Origin of the sequence: Niastella caeni, from assembly GCF_004834005.1 — a bacterium.
GTDB classification, from domain to species: Bacteria; Bacteroidota; Bacteroidia; order Chitinophagales; family Chitinophagaceae; genus Niastella; species Niastella caeni.
This window is the reverse complement of sequence record NZ_STFF01000005.1, coordinates 369,833-391,288: the sequence shown is the minus strand read 5'-3', so window position 1 is coordinate 391,288 and position 21,456 is coordinate 369,833. Positions and strand designations below refer to the sequence as shown.

17 protein-coding genes are annotated in these 21,456 nt (G+C 43.4%); 5 read left to right on the top strand and 12 right to left on the bottom strand.

Annotated elements, in window-relative coordinates; all coding sequences use genetic code 11:
- Nucleotides 1-245: 245 nt before the first annotated feature.
- Entirely contained in the window at nucleotides 246-1,952 is a 1,707-nt protein-coding gene (locus FAM09_RS19345) for a DUF2341 domain-containing protein (protein WP_136578782.1), read from the top strand.
- Between the two features lie 143 nt (nucleotides 1,953-2,095).
- On the opposite strand, the gene FAM09_RS19340 is transcribed toward FAM09_RS19345, so the two are convergent.
- On the bottom strand, nucleotides 2,096-2,761 hold the full coding sequence (locus FAM09_RS19340; protein WP_136578781.1) for an NAD-dependent epimerase/dehydratase family protein: 666 nt from the start codon (nucleotides 2,759-2,761) through the stop codon (nucleotides 2,096-2,098).
- 246 nt (nucleotides 2,762-3,007) lie between these two features.
- Between FAM09_RS19340 and FAM09_RS19335 the strand changes: the two genes are divergently transcribed.
- Complete coding sequence (locus FAM09_RS19335) at nucleotides 3,008-4,018, top strand: LLM class flavin-dependent oxidoreductase (RefSeq protein WP_136578780.1); 1,011 nt, start codon at nucleotides 3,008-3,010, stop codon at nucleotides 4,016-4,018.
- Between the two features lie 10 nt (nucleotides 4,019-4,028).
- Here the strand turns inward: FAM09_RS19335 and FAM09_RS19330 are convergent, their stop codons facing one another.
- The 5 genes from FAM09_RS19330 to FAM09_RS19310 all read right to left on the bottom strand — a co-directional run bounded on the left by FAM09_RS19330 (nucleotide 4,029) and on the right by FAM09_RS19310 (nucleotide 8,141).
- Nucleotides 4,029-4,574 carry an RNA 2'-phosphotransferase gene (locus FAM09_RS19330; protein ID WP_136578779.1) on the bottom strand — a complete coding sequence of 182 codons (546 nt, stop codon included), beginning with the start codon at nucleotides 4,572-4,574 and terminating at the stop codon, nucleotides 4,029-4,031.
- Nucleotides 4,575-4,589: 15 nt separating this feature from the next.
- Nucleotides 4,590-4,784 (bottom strand): ADP-ribosylglycohydrolase family protein, encoded by a 195-nt coding sequence (locus FAM09_RS31105; protein ID WP_208025608.1) that lies wholly within the window; start codon nucleotides 4,782-4,784, stop codon nucleotides 4,590-4,592.
- 36 nt (nucleotides 4,785-4,820) lie between these two features.
- Entirely contained in the window at nucleotides 4,821-6,260 is a 1,440-nt protein-coding gene (locus FAM09_RS19320; RefSeq protein WP_136578778.1) for a nicotinate phosphoribosyltransferase, read from the bottom strand.
- 51 nt (nucleotides 6,261-6,311) lie between these two features.
- On the bottom strand, nucleotides 6,312-7,208 hold the full coding sequence (locus FAM09_RS19315; protein ID WP_136578777.1) for an NUDIX domain-containing protein: 897 nt from the start codon (nucleotides 7,206-7,208) through the stop codon (nucleotides 6,312-6,314).
- 240 nt (nucleotides 7,209-7,448) lie between these two features.
- Nucleotides 7,449-8,141 carry an NUDIX hydrolase gene (locus tag FAM09_RS19310; RefSeq protein WP_136578776.1) on the bottom strand — a complete coding sequence of 231 codons (693 nt, stop codon included), beginning with the start codon at nucleotides 8,139-8,141 and terminating at the stop codon, nucleotides 7,449-7,451.
- Nucleotides 8,142-8,216: 75 nt separating this feature from the next.
- Here FAM09_RS19310 and FAM09_RS19305 point away from each other — a divergent pair, with 75 nt between their 5' ends.
- Genes FAM09_RS19305 through FAM09_RS19295 form a run of 3 tightly spaced genes read left to right on the top strand, consistent with a single transcriptional unit; the run spans nucleotide 8,217 to nucleotide 13,077 of the window.
- Complete coding sequence (locus tag FAM09_RS19305) at nucleotides 8,217-9,809, top strand: class I SAM-dependent methyltransferase (protein ID WP_136578775.1); 1,593 nt, start codon at nucleotides 8,217-8,219, stop codon at nucleotides 9,807-9,809.
- Nucleotides 9,810-9,857: 48 nt separating this feature from the next.
- Nucleotides 9,858-10,868, top strand: a complete 1,011-nt coding sequence (locus FAM09_RS19300) for a hypothetical protein (RefSeq protein WP_136578774.1) — start codon at nucleotides 9,858-9,860, stop codon at nucleotides 10,866-10,868.
- Entirely contained in the window at nucleotides 10,825-13,077 is a 2,253-nt protein-coding gene (locus FAM09_RS19295; RefSeq protein WP_136578773.1) for a hypothetical protein, read from the top strand. The genes FAM09_RS19300 and FAM09_RS19295 overlap by 44 nt, the downstream gene beginning before the upstream one ends.
- Before the next feature lie 61 nt (nucleotides 13,078-13,138).
- Here FAM09_RS19295 and FAM09_RS19290 read toward each other — a convergent pair whose 3' ends face one another.
- The 6 genes from FAM09_RS19290 to FAM09_RS19265 form a co-directional block, all read right to left on the bottom strand.
- Nucleotides 13,139-14,281 (bottom strand): VWA domain-containing protein, encoded by a 1,143-nt coding sequence (locus FAM09_RS19290; RefSeq protein ID WP_136578772.1) that lies wholly within the window; start codon nucleotides 14,279-14,281, stop codon nucleotides 13,139-13,141.
- A 3-nt stretch (nucleotides 14,282-14,284) separates the two neighbouring features.
- Complete coding sequence (locus tag FAM09_RS19285; RefSeq protein ID WP_136578771.1) at nucleotides 14,285-16,546, bottom strand: DUF5682 family protein; 2,262 nt, start codon at nucleotides 16,544-16,546, stop codon at nucleotides 14,285-14,287.
- 38 nt (nucleotides 16,547-16,584) lie between these two features.
- On the bottom strand, nucleotides 16,585-17,664 hold the full coding sequence (locus FAM09_RS19280) for an ATP-binding protein (protein ID WP_136578770.1): 1,080 nt from the start codon (nucleotides 17,662-17,664) through the stop codon (nucleotides 16,585-16,587).
- Nucleotides 17,665-17,679: 15 nt separating this feature from the next.
- Nucleotides 17,680-19,134 (bottom strand): DUF5691 domain-containing protein, encoded by a 1,455-nt coding sequence (locus FAM09_RS19275; protein ID WP_136578769.1) that lies wholly within the window; start codon nucleotides 19,132-19,134, stop codon nucleotides 17,680-17,682.
- 31 nt (nucleotides 19,135-19,165) lie between these two features.
- On the bottom strand, nucleotides 19,166-20,467 hold the full coding sequence (locus tag FAM09_RS19270; protein WP_136578768.1) for an SWIM zinc finger family protein: 1,302 nt from the start codon (nucleotides 20,465-20,467) through the stop codon (nucleotides 19,166-19,168).
- Between the two features lie 139 nt (nucleotides 20,468-20,606).
- Complete coding sequence (locus FAM09_RS19265) at nucleotides 20,607-21,443, bottom strand: PLDc N-terminal domain-containing protein (RefSeq protein WP_243751718.1); 837 nt, start codon at nucleotides 21,441-21,443, stop codon at nucleotides 20,607-20,609.
- Between the last annotated feature and the right edge of the window lie 13 nt (nucleotides 21,444-21,456).

Here is a 21,456-nt window from a genome sequence, read left to right as displayed (position 1 = left end):
AATGTTTATAATATCTTATACATGCAAATTACACTTAATGTAATATAGAAGGATTCCCTACCAGGTGCTAAACAATGTCTATACATTGATATAATCGTTGACATTTATCAAATAATAAAGGTTTACCATTACATTTTTGTGGGTTTTATACAATTTTTTCTTAATCCAATCGGTTATACTTAGTACTTCGCTTTCCTGATGCACATGATTCCGTAAAAAGCCGAAGTAATAATTGGTTAAGGCCCATGAAACAATTCAAAGTAAAGAGTAGCACTTTGAAGAAGGGATTCTTCTGTCTATTCGTACCAGTGATGTTTTTTAGTAAACATCTGAATGCCCAACTATCCGGTTACACGTATGGAAAAACTATTACCATACAAGGTTCCCAGATCTCAGGAACCGTAACCAATTTTCCCGTTTTAATCAGTTTGTCGGATAATGACTTAAGAACAACTGGTAATGGCGGACATATTCAAAACGCCAACGGGTATGATATTATATTTACCCTCCCCGATTGCAGCACCATATTACCGATGCAAATTGAGCGGTATGTAGCTACCAGTGGAACATTGGTAGCATGGGTAAGGCTTCCAACACTTATAAATGGAAGCAACACCATTATTTATATGTTCTATGGAAAGACAGGCGTAGGCGCTGACCCCTCTTCTACCACAGTATGGGATGCCGATTATATGGGCGTATATCATTTTAATAGCAGTGTTACCGATGCCACATCAAACACCAGGAACCTTACTGATAATAGTACAGCTAATTTAACTGCCAGCAAGATCGGTGAAGGGCGCCGGCTAAACAATAATCCATTTGTTTCAGGAGGAGCTACCAGGCACTTACGGTTACCAGACAATATCTTCAACACTGTAACCAATTTTACATTTGAAGGATGGGTGTACCTGGATGATGTTGCTACCAGCTGGGAACGAATTTTTGATTTTGGTAGAAATACCAATTTCAACATGTTCCTCTGTCCCAGTATCGGTGGTAACGGCATAAAACGTTTTGCAATTACTACAGCCGGCAATGGGGCTGAACAACAGGTATCATCAGGCACCTCTACAGGAACGGGCGCCTGGCACCATTTTGCTCTTACTATCGACGCCACGGCCAACACAGGCGTATTATATTATGATGGGGCTGCCAATGCCACCAATACTGGTGGCATAACCCTTGACCCAAGCAGCCTTGGAACCAACGACAGGAACTATTTTGGCAGGTCGCAGTACGCAGCAGATAACGGACTTTACGGAAATTTTGATGAGTTCAGAATTTCAAGCACCACACGAAATGCCAACTGGATAGCGACTTCTTATAACAACCAAAACAATCCCTCGGCTTTCTATGCGGTTGGTTCAGAAGTAGCAGGCGGCGTGTTATGTTCTGTACTTCCTGTACACATAAGCGCCTTTGCTGCAACACCGGCACAGAACGGCACGGTAACAATAAGCTGGACTGCCGAGGAGGAAACGATCAGCGATAAATATATTGTGGAAAGATCGGCCAACGGCGTTACCTGGGAAGCAATCAAGACCATTGCTGCCATTGGTAATACCGGCTCTCAAAAATATGTTACGCAGGATAACAACCCGTTCTACCCGATGACTTATTATCGTATACAGCAGGTTGGCGCCAATAGCACCACCATATATACACAAACTGTTAAGGCCAGGCTGGATGCGGATGTTACAAACAGCAGTTTTATTGCAAGCCCCAACCCGGCTAATCAAACTATTAATATAACATTCCGGGAAAATGCATTACCACAAAATATCCGGGTTGAATTATTAAGCAATGTGGGGATCAGGATACCGGTTCAACCAGATTTTAACGGGAATAATATTGCCATGAAACTGCCTATACTGTCAAATGGCGTTTATTTCCTGAACGTGTATATCAAAGGCGTTAAACATTCCAGGAAAATGTTGATCATTCAATAAAAAGTTAAACCCGATTATACAGTACGCATGAGATGATTTTACCCTACACCGTTTAGACAGCGCTAACCAACAAAGTAAAAAAGCAGCAATGTTTTTTTAATCCCGTCCAGGCGGGATTTTTTATTACTGAAGGGTTTGAAGTGTTATGACTCATTGGCCAGTTTAACAATATCCTTTACTTCGAGGATCGGCTTGTCGTAATCACGAATGGTGACATTGATCATGGCCAATCCAAGTTCTTTGAGCGTAGATACAAAATTCGGGAACAACGGTTTTAATACAGGATACAACCAGGAAAAGAAGGCATACCCTTTCAATGTATGTTTCAATCCTTTTGTAGGTTTCATAAAACCTGGCCGGAACATATAGGCGGCTTTAAAAGGCAGTCGCATCAGGTCGTTTTCTGTTTGTCCTTTTACGCGGGCCCACATCATTTTACCATGTTCGGTGCTATCGGTACCGGCGCCGGAAACATAGCAAAAAGTCATTTCGGGGTTTTGCTCGGCCAGCAGGGTAGCCATATGCATGGTAAGGTCGTAGGTTACATGGTGATACTCCTTTTCCTTCATACCTACAGACGATACGCCCAAACAAAAGTAACAGGCATTATAACCTTTCAGTTGTTCTTTAACAGCCGACAGATCATAAAAATTACTATGCAGGATCTCTTTTAGTTTGCGATGAGTTATACCGGCCGTTCTTCTGCCAATAACCAACACTTCTTCTACATCGGGGTGCAACAGGCATTCATGCAATACACCTTCACCAACCATTCCGGAAGCGCCTGTTATAATTGCTTTAATTTTCATATATAATTTCGCTGTGATTAGATAGATAAAACAGTCTGGCAATACGCATTGTTTATTGCATGTACTGTTTCCCTGCTTCCGGCTTTATTATAACAAATGGCGGATTAAATATAATACCTGATCACAGTATTGCCAATAGCGGAAGGGGTTGTCATTTATTTGACAACCTCTATTTACTATTATCCGTTTGATGCAGAAGGTCTCTTAGCCATTAAACCTTTTCCTTCTTCCCCTGTTACTATAGGCATGTCTTTACAATTAAGTATCCTTGATCAAACACCTATTCGCCGGGGAAGCAATGCATCAGCAGCTTTACAGGAATCTATAGAATTAGTACGCCTGGCAGATCAATGGGGATTTACCCGCTATTGGCTCAGCGAACACCATAATACCATTACCCTGGCCGGGGCGGCGCCTGAGGTATTGATAGCCCGGCTGGCAGCCGAAAGCAAACGTATCCGTCTGGGATCAGGTGGTATTATGCTGCCCAATCACAGTGCATTAAAAGTAGCGGAGAACTTCAAATTATTGGAGGCCTTGTATCCGCAACGTATTGATCTGGGCCTGGGTCGTGCACCCGGTGGCGACCGATTGACAGCCCAATTATTAAACCCTTCCAACACATTCGATCCGCAGGAATACATTCAACAGATCAGCGATCTGCAGGACTTTTTAACTGACAATCCAAACTATAATAACATTCAGGGAAAAGTACGGGCTATACCGCAGATTGATACTGTGCCGGAATTGTGGATGCTTACCAGCAGTGGCGAAAGCGCCTACCTTGCTGCCCATAGCGGCATGGCGTTGAGTTATGCGCAGTTCATTAATCCTGTTGGTGGTAAAGAAGCGGTTGCCATTTACAAGCAACGATTTAAACCTTCTGCTCAATTGAAAACACCCAAAGCAAGCGTGGGTATTTTTGCATTCTGCTCAGAGGATGAACAAAAGGCAGAACAGGTACAGGCTGTTATGGATTACCGGTTACTTAGCTTTGAAAAGGGCAGGTTTGATGAAATACCTACCTATGAAGTAGCGAAAAAATATAATTATACTGATAATGAATGGCAGCGTGTTTTGTTTAACAGACAACGCACCATCATAGGATCGTTTGATGTGGTAAATGAAAAGTTGATAGCATTGGCTGCAGAACTGGATGTACCGGAAATCATCATTTCTACTTTTGCAGAAAGCAAGGAAGACCGGTTTCACAGTTACGAGCTGTTGTCGAAAATGTTTGCCTTATCATCTTATTAAATAGTGAATGCTATTCTTTGAAAATTATAAATGCAGGCGGCACATGATCGGCAAGCCATACGCCGTTTTCTGATAAGTAGAATGCATGATTTTGTTCATGCATAACCAATGCCTGAATAATAAGGACAACCGGTTTACCATGACGCTGACCTACTTTTATGGCGGTTTCTTCAAGAGCGGTTAAATGCACATGATGACGTTTCATTTTGCGCAGTCCGCTTTCACGAATAGCCGCTATATTTTTAACGGCTGTTCCATGAAACAGCAAAGCTGGTGGTGTTAGAGATTTTAAATTCAGTTCAATGTCAATAGAATGACCTTGATTGGCGCGGATATGTGTTTTATCCTCATCAAAAGCAAACCGCTTTTTATCATTAGTATCTACAATTATTTGTAGGGTAGCAAAATCAAGATGAATACCTTTTTGATTGACTTTTTCAATCAACTCCGGCACACTGGCCCATCCTTCGCTATCCAGCATGAGTCCAATATGCTCCGGCTCATGCCGCAATACCAGGCTCAATAATTTACTTATATGTTTTAGTTGTTTTTCCATAAATAATTCTTGCACTTACAAACCCATTGCTACCGACAGCCGATCGCAAAGGCCATTTATATACTTACTTTTTTTGATCTCATTCCGCCATTTTTCGGGAATGGCTTCAACCAGTTGTAACACGCCACGGCTTTTAAACTCAGCAGGCACCCCCAATGCATCACCAATAACTACACCAAATAATGCACCGTGAACAAGGTTTGTTTTCATACGTTCTTTTTTTAAAAATTGACCTTATACTTTCTTCTAACAAATTTCCACTTCTCTCACCACTACCGCCCGCTCTTTGATCTCTTCAAAACTTACGGTATTGATGATTGCTCCATTTTCAAAAACAGTTATCATCTGATCTTCATATCCGGGCAACGTTTCTTTTCTTACCGTTTGATATCCGGCATCGGTGCGAATTAATTTCAACTGACCGGCCTTTGATTTTTTGAACGATTGTACCAGTTTACCATGCGCATCTACTTCTACCGGGTGTTTCTGCACGTCTACGGGCTTACCATTTACTTCTGCATAAGAACATTTAAATGCAAATTTTTGCGTATCCCTGTCTAGCTTTTGCAATAACGCACCACCCATACCCAATACCAGGTTTTCGGCACTGATCCCGTTTACTTTCAATGCGCCATAAATACTACGTATAGACTGTACATTAATTCCATCGCCCTGTAATACCCGTACCTGTGACGGTAACACTTTGTATCCTTTTTCATTGATGGTGTAGCCGAACTTATTTAATAAGATATCAAATACTTTCAGCAGGGTAAATACCGGGTCGCCGCTATCCGGACGAATCACCAACACACCATCTCTGCTTAACACCAGGTCTTTTAATTCTGTTCCCCAATACTCGCTACAAGCTCTGAAGATGTCGAATGAGTCTGATACACAGGCAACGATCCCCGTTGGAAAAGTTTTTAAGATATGTTTGAATACTTCCAGTTCGCCTTCTTCACCAAGTAAGGTACAAACCGAGTGCTCTGTTGCCGGAACCGATAATCCATATACTTTTTGCGCATCGTAATACCGTTTGGCCACCACACTTCCCATCAGGGTATCACTCCCCATAAAGCTGATCAGGTGCGCAGCGCCGCCTAAACCGGCACTTTCTACAGAGCTTACTCCCCGGAAACCAAAATCATTCAGTACAAAATCAATGGCTGGCTTTGAAGCGTCAGCAGCCGTTTCTTCAAAATATTCCTCTACAATTTTTCTCACTTCGCGTGAAACCGTTGCTACTGTACAGGGATACCATACCTGCATCAACAGCGTTTCTAAAAAGTTCGATAACCAGAAACATTCCGGATCAGTATTCTCTATTGTCATCAACACATTGTTCACAGGAACTACAGTTCCTTCCGGTACCGCTTTAATACGTACGGGCAAACGGCCATTATATTTTTTCAGAATATAATCGAACTTACTGCGGTCAAATACATCTGTGCGCCCGAATACTTCCTGTAAAAAGCCTTCAGCTGCATCAATCTTTTCTTTAGTGATCACATTGCCCTCCAGGTAATACTTTAAAAAATACTGCAAGCCAAAGAAAATAGTTTCATCAAATTGTCCACCCCGGCTTTCGAGGTAAGAATAGATCTTTGTTGTACCGGGATAATATAATTTATGGTGAGAATATTTATAAGCATCGGCCAGTAATACTATGTTCTCCTGCGTTTTCATCTGATGTAATATTTAAATTGTTTATTAAGGGTTCTATAAGGTGCGTAAAAATTATGCGTTTACATTTTTCATTAACAGGTTTACCAATACATGGTGTTCTTTAACGATTGTCCCCTGCTGCATCATGGTTTTGAGTTCTTTTACCGGAAACCAGCCTAATTCTTTCAAATCGTCACTAGCCTGTGCTTGCCCAAATATCCATTGAGTCTTAAAGAAAAGGGTAACGATCTTATCATCCTCCGAACGATAACGCCAGTCATCTATTTTGGCTGAGCCCACATACTGCATGTTGTCTATTTCCATATCACCACATTCTTCCTGTAATTCGCGTCTGGCTGCGGCTTCATACGTTTCATCAGTAGGATCAGCAAACCCGCCAGGAAATCGCCATTGCGGTGCATTGTGCTTTTTTCCCAGCAACACCTGCGTATCTCCATCTTTCAACACGGCAATATCAACGGTTGGATATACTTTTGAGTATGTGTTTTGATAAGCATAATTGATCCCCATTCTGAAATCTGTTGTGTCCAGTACTTTATCACCATTCTCATTGCGAATAGCGGTAGCGGAATGTTCGCCCAACTCTGGCAAAGCAACTACTTGTAAATGCCCGCTGTAATAGGCAATAAAACAATCGCGACTACCGTATAATATAAACGATTCCTGCGGAAAGGTATTTTGTAACAACGTATCCAACTGTTTACTCCAGGCTTCATCTGATGGATGATCGCTTAACGGCAATACCATTAACTCGGGTGCATATTGTTTCAATAATTTTTCCCGGGTATAAAAATCAAAAGGATTACGGCGGCTACCCTTTACCGGCGACACACCCAGTACCACCACCACTTTATTGTGTTTGGAACGAATTTCATCGAGTAAATATTTATGTCCATCGTGCAGGTACGGCGTCTGAAATCTTGCTATGATAACACCTGTTGCTTTCATTTTGCGTTATTTATACGCAAATTTAAACAGCAATTCTGAAACCGCCAAATTTTGCGTGAATATTACGCAAAATAAAAAGCCATCCTTAGCGGAAGTAGTATAAAAATATCTCTTTAGCGCAGAAAAGCAATTAGAAGTTAGTAGAAGAATTGAAAACTAAGAACTTAGAACAACGAATTTGTCAACTTCAGCCCCATATCAACTTGTTAACTTATCAACTTGTCATCCTGGTAACTAATCCTATATCTCAAAATTGATCCCTTCTTTCACCAATTCCTGGTACCGCTTTTTATTGAACTGGTACATTTTACTGGGGCGGCCCTTGCCTTCGCTTTTGGCGTATTCATTCGTTTCGTCGAGTATACCCAGGGCCAGCACTTTTTTGGAGAAGTTACGCCGGTCTATATCGCGGTCGAGCAGAGTAATATAGAGTTTTTCAAGATCGGCAAACGGAAACTTACGATCTAGCAATTCAAAACCGATAGGTTGATAACGGATCTTCGTACGTACTCTTTCAATGGCCAGGTTCAATATTTTCTTATGATCAAATGCCAGCGCTGGCAGCGATTTTATATTGAACCATTGTGCATTTTCGGCATCGGTACTTGCTTTCAATTGTTGAAACTGGGCGCTTTTAACCAACGCAAAGTAGGCCACTGATATTACCCGCTTACGCGGGTCCCGCTGGGGGTCACCAAACGTATATAATTGTTCCAGGTAATTTACCTCAATGCCAGTTTCCTCCATTAATTCCCGGCGAACCGCTTCTTCAAGCGACTCCTCAGGCAATACAAAACCACCCGGTATTGCCCAGGCATTTTTAAAAGGAGGATATTTCCTTTGAATAAGCAAAACCGATACGCCTTCGTTCTTGGAATACCCAAATACAATGGCATCGACTGCTATTTTGATTTCTGTACCGGATACTGACATGGGATGCAATATAAAACTTTCGGCTGTAGTACCAACCAATGAGGCCAAACTGTATCTTTAGCGCAAATCTGTTCCATGTATTTGTTGATTCCCGGCCGCCACCAATTGCTCACCCAATTCCAGTTTAAGTATATTCAACAACTCTTACAAAATGGGTTGGAAAATGAGAAAGATGTTTTTGGCAACACCACTGGCATTACCCAAAAAATTGAAGCAGTACTATTCGCCGTTACCTCGGCCAACCATTCCAATACCCGCCGTAACCCGCTTCCTTTTTACCTGCGCGCTATAGCTATTGAGGCCTTTGGCAATGCGCTTTCCGTTCCAACTTATATGTATGGTATTGACGATGTAGGACAAGTGCCCAATTTTGCTGAATATACACTCAAGCGTATTCAGCACGACAGTGAAGGTCAATTCCATTGCACGCCCAACAATACGATCGTGATCTGCTCTACCCCGGTGTTGAACATGTATCACCAGCTTGGTTTTACTATTCTTCCTGCCGAATTGCAGGAAATAACTACCTGGAAACATCACACGCCCATGCCCTGGGATATCGTAGAACATATTGCCCGCACCAGCCCATGGCAAACCGATGCATTTGTTCAACAACACATGCATGCTTCCGCCTACAATGTCTGGCTCAAATACAAACGGGGCGAAAAAGTGCAAATGCTGTTCAGGGATGCAATGATCAGCAGCGACGGCGACCTGACCGAAACCCGCGATTACAATGTATACGTTCGGCAAATGGATGAGATTGCGGAAATGAAATACCACGATACGGCTCAATTTATACAACCCGGCCGCATTGGTGATATTGGCTGCGCCGTAGGATCGTGGATCAAATTAGCCTGCCAGGATGAACGCTTACGCGAATCTGACTTTTATGGAATAGAGGTTTCCCGTTATCTATACGTACTGTGCCAGCAAAGAAAAGAAAACGGGGAATTTATGAACCCGTTTGTTTTCTTCGCGCAGAAAAATGCAGTTACCGGTTTGGCGTATGAGCCAAATTCTATGAACACGATCCATACGTCTTCTCTTACCCATGAAATTGAATCGTATGGGAGCCGTGCCGACCTGGTGCAATTTATTCAAAACCGGTATGCGGAACTGGCGCCCGGCGGTGTCTGGATCAATCGCGATGTAGTAGGTCCCGACAATAAAGACCAAATAATTTATTTATGGCTTAACGATTCAGATGGCGATAATGAAGATCCTTATAAAACATACAACGATAAACAGGAATTTTCTCACTACCTCACTGGTTTATCAACCTACGCCCGGTTCCTGCGTTTTGCAAAAGACTTCAGGCATAAAGAAGGGTATGTGTTGAATTATTCAACAACAACCATCAATAATAAACGCTACATTATTACCAGCTTACAGAACGCAATGGAATTCCTTAGCCGGAAAGATTATACCGACAACTGGCAAAGCGAAATGCATGAAACCTTTTGTTTCTGGAATTTTTCAGAATGGAAATCCAATTTGCAGCAGGCTGGTTTTACCATTCACCCTTCTTCAAAAGCTTTTACCAATGAGTGGATCGTAAACAACCGCTGGAAAGGCAAGGCAGAATTATTCACCTTGAAGAATGACCAGCCAGAGCCGCTTGATTACCCAGTAACCACCATGTTTTTAATTGGTGTTAAAGCGTAGCAGGTGTTCCTTATCTTCGATAAGGCATTCCCCTAATTTCCACAGGTGATGAAAAAGTATTGGTGGTCATTTTTACTTTCATTGATGTTGCTAGCAGCCTGCAGGCAACACAAGAGACCGATTTCATTCTATTATTGGAAAACGCAGTTCTCGCTGAATGAATATGAAAGAAACGTATTACGGGAGAATGAAGCACAAACCCTGTATGTACGCTATTTTGATGTAGATTTTAAACCTGAAGATAATGAACCGGTTCCGGTTTCTCCTATACAACTGGACACATCTATACACAATTTCAATGTGATACCGGTTGTTTTCATAAAGAACCGAACATTCGAACGCCTGAAAGCCACTGACCTGACCGCCCTGGTACGAAAGGTGTTTTACCTTATAATACAGATCAATCAAAAACAACGCTTCCAAACCCACGAAATACAATTCGATTGCGACTGGACCGAACGTACCCGCGATATTTTCTTTCAGTTTATTCAACAGTACCGGGAAATGGCAGGAGAAACGGTTTCTGCTACCATCAGGTTGCACCAGGTAAAATATAAGGAAAGGACCGGTGTTCCGCCTGTTGATTATGGCGTTCTAATGTATTATAACATGGGCGCCATCAATGGCGATAATAACAACTCCATTTACGAAAGGTCGGTTGCCAACCGGTATAACTCCTATATAAAATCATACCCTTTAAAACTGCATGCGGCCCTACCGGTGTTTTCCTGGGCACTTAAACTACGAAATGGCAAGGTGGTTGAACTGTTAAATAAAATTAATTTCACGCAGTTTGAAAATGATTCTAATTTCATTAGAATCAGTAATGACCGGTACCAGGCAAAGCACGCCTGCTTTAAATGGGGTTTTTATTTTAAAGAAAAAGATGAAATTAAACAGGAGCACATACCGGCTGAAGACCTGCTTGATATAACCAACCAAATCAATGAGCATTCAAATGGTCGCATCGACAAGTTGATCTTTTACGACCTTGATAGCACTAATCTCATTCAATATGAAAAAGATATTTTCGAAAAAATACATAATAACTGGAATTAGTTCATTTACGCTCGGCACCGGCATTATACTGGCCTGTGGCGGTGATTGGGAGCCTGAATACAATTCCAGCTTCACCCCGGAAGCATTTGTAGACAGCACCTACCGGCCATTCTTTTATTCTGAATGGTTGTTTTATTACGGCAAAGGGCACGATACCGAACATGATTCCCGTTTTAATAGTTCAAATATCAACGATTGGTGTACATACCTGGGAATTCCAATTGCCGATGGAGAGGTATCGCATCTGCAGTTAAGCGCATCTTCCGCGGCTATCGACAGCGCATCGCTCTACCTCTCGGGCAAAGCGAAAGCCCTGCCATCGACCATGCAATCTTTTCAGCTATTTAAAAGATCAAATAAAAAACTGGCATCCTTTATTTCCTATTTATCCTTAGCTAAAAAATGTGAAGCATTTGCCCTTAGCTACCCGAAATATTCATGGGAATACGAAACAAAGAAAAACAACACCGATACTGTTAATGCAATTCCATTAAACAATGAGTTGCTACAGGAATTTACTAAAACAAAAGATGATTTTTTAAAAGAACGGTATTGGTTTCAACTCGTACGTTCTTATTTCTTTACAGAACCACACCAGCAGGCCATAGACCTTTTTGAGAACAATGAAAAAGTATTCCCGAAAAACGAACTATACTACCGGGCCATGGCCTATGCAGCGGGTGCTTATTATAAATTAAAGAATTACAGCAAAGCCAACTATTATTACAGCAAAGTGTACGATGGCTGTGATTTGCTGAAGACGGTTGCCCATTTCAGTTTCCATCCGCAGGAAGAAAAAGATTGGAAGGCCACCCTGGCGATGTGTGTGAACAACGATGAAAAAGCTACGCTCTGGCAAATGCTCGGCATTTTTTATTCAGATGAAAAACGCGCCATCCGTGAGATCTATTCCTTAAACCCACGCAGCGAAAAATTGAACCTGCTTTTATCACGCACCATCAATATACAGGAGCAGCGATACAGCACCTGGGATGATGGAATAAGGACCAATCGTTTTCAAATTCAAAGCGACAGCACCACCAAAGAGCTTTCATCACTGGTTAGCCGAATTGCCCAGGCTGGCAATACCAACAAGCCCTATATGTGGCAAATGGCCGCCGGCTATCTGCATATGCTGAATGGGAACAGTAAAGAGGCGGCTACCTGGTATGCATTGGCCGGAAAAAAACTGCCCGGGGAAGAACTGCCGCAACAACAATTACGATTATTGAAAATCATCAATACAATTGCCAGCACTACGAAGGCAGATAGCAAGCTGGAAAAAACTATATTGCCGGAATTGGAATGGTTAAAAAGTATCCAACCAGAGGCACCACTCAGGTCAGGTACTGCTTTTGGATGGATAAGACGTACTATGGCCGACCGGTATATTAAACAAAAAGAATTTATTAAAGCGGTTTGCTTCAGCAATTACCCGGCGTTTTATGTTGATAACAACAACGTAGAAGCGATGAAAAGCTTTCTAAATAAAACCAATAAAACGCCTTACGAATCACTATGCGCCAAAATGTATACCCTAACGCTTAATGAGTTGGTAGAATACCAGGCCATTGATCTGGCATTGCAGGATAAAATAGGTGAAGCTATCATAAAATTAGAAAGTTTGTTCGACGGCCGCCAACTTCCCGGCAATCCTTTTAATGGGCGCATACAGGACTGCCATGATTGCGATCATGATGCAGTACAGAAAATAAAATACACCCGGCTCTCCCTCCTCAAAAAAATGAAAGACATGGAAGATAAGATCAAAGCAGGAAACGATGTATATAATAATGCGATGCTGGTAGCCAATGCGCATTACAACATTACGCATTATGGCAATGCCCGCGCTTTTTATGAATGCAGGGTACTGGGTGAATATCACTACTCACCTTATACAATTGACAGTGCGTTCCGGCGGCCGCTTACAGATATGAAACAGGCTATAAAGTATTATACACTGGCGCTTACTACCGCCAAAACCGATGAGCAAAAAGCAAAGTGCCATTTCATGCTGGCCAAATGTGAGCGTAATGAATGGTACAACAAAACCATGTTTAACAACAGCAAATACGAATATGGTGACCGCCAATCCGTTGACTTCTTACCCTGGAACGGCTTTAAGTCATTACAACAATATTCAAATACCCAGTTCTATAAAGAAGCGATCAAAGAATGCGGCTATTTCAGAACGTATACGCAAAAGTAGGCATTTAACCGTGCCACGGTTTTCCCTGGCGACGCAAACGAACCGTGGCACGGTTAAATGTTTATTTCTTCAATACCATATCTTCTTTCGCTGCCCACAGGCCAATATCCTGCTTGCTGAGTGCAGCAGCCATTAAATCGGGAAACTTATCGGGTGTGCAGGCAAACACCGGAATGCCGAGATTAGAAAAAAATTGCGCATTGGCATGATCGTAAAAGGGAGCGCCTTCATCGTTCAATGCCAGCAATACCACTACCTGTACGCCCGCTGCTACCAGTTCAACGGCCCGCTTACGCATTTTATCCTGGTCGCCGCCTTCGTACAGGTCGGTAATCAATACCAATACCGTATCGGTTGGTTTGGTAATGATCTGCTTGCAATACGTGAGTGCCAGGTTAATATCCGTTCCACCACCTAACTGTACGCCAAACAATAATTCAACAGGATCTATCAACTCTTCCGTAAGGTCTGTTACGGCAGTATCAAACACAACCATTTTGGTTTTGATGGCGGGAATAGATGCCATCACCGATCCAAATATGCCTGAGTATACTACTGAAGTTCCCATCGATCCGCTTTGGTCTATGCATAGTACCACATCTTTTAAAGACGTACGTTTACGTGCGTAACCGATCCTTGTTTCAGGAATAATTGTTTTATAATCGGGTTGATAATGTTTCAGATTTTTGAGAATGGTAGCATGCCAGTTGATCTCATTATGCCTTGGGCGGCGATTCCGCGTGCTTCTGTTCAGGCTGCCGACGATCGCCTGTTGTGTAGGCTGTGATAGTTTACGCAATAGTTCGTCTACCACTTTGCGCACCACCTTGCGGGCAGTGTCTTTTGTTTTATCAGGAATTACTTTACTCAACGTCATTAAGGTTGCCACAAGATGAACGTCGGGATCTACATTCTCCAGCATTTCCTTTTCAAACAACATCTGGGTTAAATTCAACCGGTTCAATGCGTCCTGCTGCATTACCTGCACAATTGAAGAAGGGAAAAAAGTGCGGATATCACCCAGCCAGCGGGCAACGTTGGGCGAAGAAGGCCCGAGGCCACCCTGGCGATTGCTATCATACAATGCTTCCAGCGTTTTATCTATCTGCAGATCCCGCTCATTTAACGAAATACCGGTGCCATCGTTTTGCTGGCCGCCCAGGATCAATCGCCATTTGCGAATATGTTGTTCGTTGTTGATCATTGCTTAACTTTTTATACCTAACAATTGCAGGATAACCGGGATGCCCTGTCTGGCCCTTTCTTCCTGTAAATTATTTTCATCAACTGGCATAGCAGCCGAACCTCCGCCGCCCGTTTTAACTTTCTCACCCAGCTTTTTTCTTTCCGGCGCCGAGAAGCTTGAAAATGTTCTTCGCAACAAGGGTAAAACCCGGGTAAAGGTTTCTTCGTCGAGCGTATCAATCCAGTTGTTTACAAGGTTCCAGAGATTATTGTCGATTAATAAAATGGTTCCGCTTCCTTTTAAGAACCCTTCCAGCCAGGCAGCCGCCTGATCAGGCTGTGTGGCGGCAGACATGGCATAATGAAATACCCGTACCAGCGCATCGCCTTCCAGTAATTTATAATCGGCCAGCAGCCGCGTGGCGTAGCCGGCTATCATGGGTGAAGTGTTGCCTGCACCAACTATCGACTGTAAGGTTTGCTGCCATTGCGTGGTAATATCGGTTTGCTGTAATACGTTTACCGCATCGTTCAATTTAAAGAACAGTTCAAGCAGTTTCTGTGCTGCCTCCTCGCTTACTGCAGTACAAGCTGCGGGCAGGCTAACACAGATACGGGTAAGCATGCTGTTTATAATACCCAATACCAGGTCGGCATCTGTTTTACGTACACTGCCATACCGGGTAACCTGCACCAGGCCAGGCACCACTTCCATTAGTTGTATTACATCACCACTGGCGGCGGCTAGGTTATTGATGCGTTGTATACATTCCTCCACTGCCTGGTGCAATTCAGCCGGAATGGTATTTTCCAATAAATCCGTTACCGTACTTAATGTATCGGCTTTACTGGCTTTATCTATTACAAATTTCTCAGCCGCTTCGGCCACCGTATTGCCCCAATTACCCTTCTCAATAATATTGATCGACAACTCGGGGTCCCATTGCAATCGCCACAATTCTTTAAAAGTGCCTTTACCCGACACATCCTGCCGCTCACCCCATTTAATATCCAGCAATTGCAGCCGGTGTAAAAATATGCTTCGCTCCAGGTCATTTTCTTTGCGCAGGTCAAGGGTGTAATCTTTCCCGTCGGCAGTAGGCGGTAACCGTAATTTCTTTTGCAGCTTTTCTATATCCAGTTGCAGCGGAGGCTTGGGAATTTCCGTAGGCACTTCACCTATGCGGTTGCTTACAATCAGTTCATCATTGATCAACTGCATTAAAATACTTTCTCCATTGCAAAGCACGGTTCGCGTGGCTTCATTCAGTTCCTCCAGTCCTGCCTTGTATAAATTGCGCATCCCGGCCAGCGATTCAGCCAACCGTACCGCTTCTATTACATGCGCCACCGAAGTATCCATTTGTTTTGCCCTGAATAACTTCGCCACTTTCGCCATCCACCGGGTGCCATCATCGGTGGGATGATTCCAGATATGATCGTACCAACCGGGCGATTCAATACCGGCGCCATAACCGCTGTAATAACTTAAGCGGCTAAATGTCCAGGGTATCCAGGTGCATTCTACTTTAACTTTAGGCAATCCTTTCAGCAGGTCATTATCTTCTTTCTGTTTGGGCATTGAAACCAGTGCGGGGGCATGCCAGGCGCCACAGATCACCGCAATGTTTTGAAATAGCTCTTTCTCCGCCTGACGTATCGTTTTGCGCATCCATGCTTCACGCAGTTGTTCAATCCGGTCTTCTTTTTGTGGAAATGTTTCGCGCAGCATCTGCATCGCTTCGGTTACCGCATCAAATACCTGTTCATTGTTGTGCCGGTGCTCAAACATATGTTCCCACCACTTTTCTCCATCATCATAACCTGCGGCTTCGGCGAGGTAAGAGATAGGATCTTTTCTAACTGCAACAGCTTCTACAACCTCATTGTTGTTCAAAGCATAATTATTAACCGATGGAGCTGCAGACCCGGGCGGTTCTTCGTTCTGTTTATTCATTTTTTCGTTCTCCAAAGCAATATGGTGACCTATGGGAAGGTCCATAAACCGCACATGAATGTTGTTTTTGCGGGCGTAAGCTATTGCCTGCCATTCAGGAGAAAACTCAGCAAAGGGATAAAAAGATGAGCGTTGCGGATCATCGGGTTGATATACCAAAATCGCTACCGGCGGTTTTAACGCCGCATGATTTACCCATTGCAATAAGGGGTCTGCTTCAGGCGGCCCTTCTACCAATACAATATCCGGCTTTACTGCTTCCAGAAATTCCTTAACATTCTTCGCCGAACCGGGACCGTGGTGTCGTATGCCTAAGATGTGAATCATGGTGAATGGTCATTGGTGAATGGTGAAATCAGCTTTTCTTACATCAAATCCCGGCATGCCCGGTAAATATCCTTCCATTCTTCCCTTGGCTTCACTACCGTTTCAAGGTATTCCTGCCATACCAGTTTATCCTGCACCGGATCTTTCACCACGGAACCGATAATGCCGGCAGCCAGGTCAGCAGCTTTTAACTGGCCATCGCCAAAATAGGCGGCCATCGCCAATCCATTATTTACTACTGATATGGCTTCTGCTGTGCTGAGTGTACCGCTGGGCGTTTTAATTTTTGTTTTTCCATCAATGGTAACACCGCTGCGCAATTCGCGAAAGATGGTCACAATACGACGGATCTCCTGTAACGCCGGCGGCTCGGCAGGTAATTCCATTACTTTTTCAAAGCTTTCAACCCGGCGTTTTACGATATCAATTTCTTCATCCATTGAATCGGGCACCGGTAAAATAACGGTGTTGAACCGGCGCTTTAATGCGCTGGACAATTCGTTCACGCCTTTATCGCGGTTATTGGCAGTAGCTATTACATTAAATCCTTTTACGGCCTGTACTTCTGAATTCAGTTCAGGTACCGGTAAAGTTTTCTCTGACAAAATAGTAATGAGCGTATCCTGAACATCGGCGCCGATGCGGGTAAGCTCTTCAATCCGGGCGATCTTGCCTTCTTTCATGGCGCGCATCACAGGCGTTTCTACCAATGCTTTTTGGGAAGGACCTTCTGCCAGCAAACGGGCATAATTCCAGCCATAGCGAATGGCTTCTTCACTGGTGCCGGCCGTTCCCTGTACGATCATGGTTGAATCGCCGGACACCGCAGCCGACAAATGTTCACTTACCCAGCTTTTTGCTGTACCAGGCAACCCGTATAATAATAATGCCCGGTCAGTAGTAAGCGTAGCAACGGCTATTTCCATCAACCGTTTGTTGCCAATATATTTGGGCGTTACTTCGAAACCGTTTTTCAATTTACCGCCGGTTAAATAAGTTACCACCGCCTGGGGCGTTAACTTCCAGTTCTGCGGACGTTTTCCCGTATCGCTTTTTTGCAGCTCTTCCAATTCCTGCGCATATAATTGTTCGGCGTGTTGACGTAAGAGGGCAGACATAATGGTATTATTATTTTAATCGTTAAAGGATTGTATGGTTTGTTTTTTCAAGTTTATGAGCGTGGTAATGTATTCACTGGTGTTGCTCCAGGTCCTGCTTTGATATTCTTCAGTCGGCGCACATTTTTCGAGCTCTGTTACAATAGCAACCGGAATACAATGAATATAACGGCTATAAAAAGACCGGTTATACTGGTAAACATTTTGTGCTGTATGGATAAAGATAGCCCGGGCAAGGTCCACACCCCAGGTATCTTCCCGCTTAATGGCATGTTCGATAATATTCTCAGCAAACTGACCAATAAACTTTATACTGTAAAACTCCTGTTCGTTCACGGGCAATAGCGGAATAATATCTATATAGAAAACCGAACTGTTTTGCATGAAGGCAGTTGCCCAACGCTGGTCTTTGAAGGTAACCACAGCCTGTACAAGCGCAGGCAATAATTTCTTACCTACCTTATCTTTTTGCAAATACCTGATGATAACGTCAGGCGTATTTTGAAAATGTGCTTCCCAGGATGCAGGCGGCACCGATTGCATCAACTGCGACACAATGAATTCTTCATCGGTGTATTCTTTGTTATTACTCAGCTTTTCAATACCGGTTTTGAAAATATTGTCATCCAGGCTGGCTGGCAGATGAACCTTAATTCCTTTATGGCTATTCGTTACCGCCTCCTGCAGCACCTGCCAGTATTGTTGTACAATGGGGGAACCAGGTATTTGCTTTAACAACCACAAGGCAAAATCTTTTACCTTCCTGCTTTTTTCTTTTGACAGTGTTTCAAGAAATTCAATATCGGGTGATCCGATGTTGATGCCCAGTATTACCAGGAATTCAACTTTTGTGTTGGCATCTTCCTGCGCCCAGGTTTGCTGCACCCAACTTCTTGCAGTTGCCGGATCTGCCTGGCGCAATTGCTCCAGTACCATCTTGCGTTGTTCCGGGGTACCGGTTTGCCATATTTCTTCATCGGTTGTTGCGGTAGAGAAATCCCACTCCGGATTAAATCGGCTTAACCAGTCGCCCCGCTTACCACAACACGCTACTATCAGGTTCTGTAACTTTTTTTGTTGTGTTGCAACACTAAGTAATAAGGGCACCAATTCAGGCGTAACAACCTGTTCTTTTGATTTGCATTGTTGCAACCAGAATTGCAGCAGTGAATTGCTTTCCGAGTCCAGGATATCTTTCAGCGTTTGCTTAGCCAGTGCAGAACAATACCTTTTTTCTTCAACTGCTGCTTTGTCAATAGTTACCCCTTCTTTTTGCAATGGCAGTATCCCACACTGACGGAAATTAAATGCCAGTGCAGCCATTTGCAAAAACTGTTCTTCTTTATCTGTTGTATTATGCTGTATCTGTACAACCGCATCTGCCAGTGCAGGCGGCATTTCATTCACGCCGAGGGTCCTTTTACCGGTGCCCAGCATGGCGGTATTAATAATTTGCTCCCAGGTTTGCATGTCCCCCAATTTGATTAGTACATCGAACGCTTTATAAAATGGTATACTCGTTTTGATACCATACACCAAATGGCTCATACGCTTTTTCCTTTCCTACCACTGCCATATTCAGGGCATCGCCGCCGCTTAACGATAACAGCTTCCAGATGCTTTTAAATTCACTTTTGATACTCATCATGGCGTTATTAGCATCCTGCAGCCACCACTGCTGGCTATAAAATACCGGCCGAACCTGTTCAATAATGAAAGGCCTTTCATTGCGGAAGGGTAAAGCGCTGCTATAGTCGGTTTCGGCTTCCACTACCTGTTGCCAGTTAGAAAAACCTTTGCATGGCTGTATCTTTTCTGTATTGAGTTGCTGTTTTACGATGGCCCGCAATGGAACAACAGAAGGGTAGAACACCAATTCGGCCTGAACAAATAAACCGGGCGTTAAAGCCAGTTGCCCTCCCTGGCCACGCACCAGGAACTGTAGCACTAAAGCATATTGATCACTGGTTGTACCGTATAACCAATTCCTTTCAACAGTTATATTATCTTCTTCCGTAACCTGCTTACCTAACACCAGCCAGGTATCGGTGAGGCCGGGTTGTTCTTTTAATTCATCCTGGTTTTGTGTAAAACCTATCCAGGTGCGAAGATCCTGTTGCAGCAAAGCGGGAAGCGATTCACTGTTTTTATAACCCGTAATAACCAGGTACAGGCGCAGCAACTGGTCTATAAATTCAGTTTGCCAGCCATCGCGATAGAAATTTATTTCACCCAGCCCTTTTATCATATTAGCCAAACCGGGCGCCTGGGCATCTACCATACGGCGAGCCATACCCTCAAACCAACCTGAGCCTTTTTCGGGCATGCCAATAATACCATTGCGAATGATATCTTTTATCCATTGTAACAACTCCTCAATACCATCACCCACTTTTTGTTCGCGCGCCTGGCGGCGTTTTGCCTGGGCTGCTTCATCAACAGGTTTTTCTTTTTGAGTGGCTTGCTTTTCCTGCCGCTCAGAACGTTTATTGATCCAGTCTGCCACCCAGGCGGGCATATCGCTGCTGGTAAAATCGCTTTTACTGCGGGCATATAATAACAACAAACCTACTCCGTGTTTGCAGGGAAATTTCCGGCTGGGGCAACTGCATTTAAAAGCAATATTAACCGTGTCAACCTGGGTTTGATATGGCTTACTGCCACTACCCTGGCATTCTCCCCAGAGGGCGACCTCATTAACCCCTTTGCTTACCCATTTGGCTGGATTTGATAATTCTTTCCCCGATTTTTTAGAAGATTCATCAGGCGCCAGGGCAAGCACTTGTTCTTCGGATAATTGCAAGCGTAATAATTTTAAATTGAATACAAAAATAAGACTAACACCGGAAGGTTAACTTCCGGAATGATACGCTTTCTTGATCCCTGGCTTTCTGGTTCTTAATAGTAATAATAAAGTGAAGGTAGGAAACGAATAATATTACCTACGGCTTATTTACCGTATTTAATTTTCTTACTTCGTCCCTGGCTTTACCGATCCAAACATTATTAGCTCTACGCTCGCGGGAACTTAAATGTCCGCCTTCGTAAACCATACTATCTAACACCTGCTTTGCTTCATCATCGCGGCCCGCTCTTAACAAAAAGAGCGAATACTGATATCGCGCCTCAAAATAAGCAAACCGGCCATTCATGGTTTTGTATTCTTTTTCGGCCAGTTCGTTTTTTCCGGTTTGTTCAAGCGCCATGGCATATAAAACATGTACCCGCGATTTGGCAAACTGTGGTGATGCATATATTTTTTTTGCAAGAGGGAGAATGTCTGCATAGCGGCCCACATTAGAATAGGCAACGATCAGTTGTTTAATTACATGTTCATTCTCGGTAAAAACGCCGGTTAAACTTTGTTCATACAGATTAATTGCATCATCCGTTTGGCCGGTTGCCAGGTAAGCATCTGCCAGCGCAATACGGTTATGAAAAGTATCTGAAAATCGTAATTGCTCCTCCAGTTTCCTTACACTGCCGCCCGGGTTCAACACTGATCCCACGCCCGATGTTACATTATCAATTCCCCGCCTGGTAATTATTTCTGAAAAAATATATGCCAGGCTTCCTATCACAGGTAAAAACACAATAATCCAGATCCATTTGTTCTGGTTACCCTTGCGCATACAGTGAATGACGCAAATGGCTTGCAGCCCAATGGGAATGTAGTAATAATAGCTATTCTCAAAAAACATATGCAGTACGGGGGTCTTTAGATAATCTTCAAAAATATAATTCTTCCCGATTACATCATAGTTTTTTACAATAGCCAATTTTTTGCCCTGG

What these genes read in the sequence shown, in the direction of transcription:
- FAM09_RS19280 (WP_136578770.1), bottom strand. Translation starts at nt 17,664, where the DNA reads ATGTCTGCCCTCTTACGTCAACACGCCGAACAATTATATGCGCAGGAA.
- FAM09_RS19300 (WP_136578774.1), top strand. Translation starts at nt 9,858, where the DNA reads ATGAAAAAGTATTGGTGGTCATTTTTACTTTCATTGATGTTGCTAGCA.
- FAM09_RS19340 (WP_136578781.1), bottom strand. Translation starts at nt 2,761, where the DNA reads ATGAAAATTAAAGCAATTATAACAGGCGCTTCCGGAATGGTTGGTGAA.
- FAM09_RS31105 (WP_208025608.1), bottom strand. Translation starts at nt 4,784, where the DNA reads ATGAAAACAAACCTTGTTCACGGTGCATTATTTGGTGTAGTTATTGGT.
- FAM09_RS19315 (WP_136578777.1), bottom strand. Translation starts at nt 7,208, where the DNA reads ATGAAAGCAACAGGTGTTATCATAGCAAGATTTCAGACGCCGTACCTG.
- FAM09_RS19335 (WP_136578780.1), top strand. Translation starts at nt 3,008, where the DNA reads ATGTCTTTACAATTAAGTATCCTTGATCAAACACCTATTCGCCGGGGA.
- FAM09_RS19285 (WP_136578771.1), bottom strand. Translation starts at nt 16,546, where the DNA reads ATGATTCACATCTTAGGCATACGACACCACGGTCCCGGTTCGGCGAAG.
- FAM09_RS19310 (WP_136578776.1), bottom strand. Translation starts at nt 8,141, where the DNA reads ATGTCAGTATCCGGTACAGAAATCAAAATAGCAGTCGATGCCATTGTA.
- FAM09_RS19330 (WP_136578779.1), bottom strand. Translation starts at nt 4,574, where the DNA reads ATGGAAAAACAACTAAAACATATAAGTAAATTATTGAGCCTGGTATTG.
- FAM09_RS19345 (WP_136578782.1), top strand. Translation starts at nt 246, where the DNA reads ATGAAACAATTCAAAGTAAAGAGTAGCACTTTGAAGAAGGGATTCTTC.
- FAM09_RS19295 (WP_136578773.1), top strand. Translation starts at nt 10,825, where the DNA reads ATGAAAAAGATATTTTCGAAAAAATACATAATAACTGGAATTAGTTCA.
- FAM09_RS19320 (WP_136578778.1), bottom strand. Translation starts at nt 6,260, where the DNA reads ATGAAAACGCAGGAGAACATAGTATTACTGGCCGATGCTTATAAATAT.
- FAM09_RS19290 (WP_136578772.1), bottom strand. Translation starts at nt 14,281, where the DNA reads ATGATCAACAACGAACAACATATTCGCAAATGGCGATTGATCCTGGGC.
- FAM09_RS19275 (WP_136578769.1), bottom strand. Translation starts at nt 19,134, where the DNA reads ATGCAAACCTGGGAGCAAATTATTAATACCGCCATGCTGGGCACCGGT.
- FAM09_RS19305 (WP_136578775.1), top strand. Translation starts at nt 8,217, where the DNA reads ATGTATTTGTTGATTCCCGGCCGCCACCAATTGCTCACCCAATTCCAG.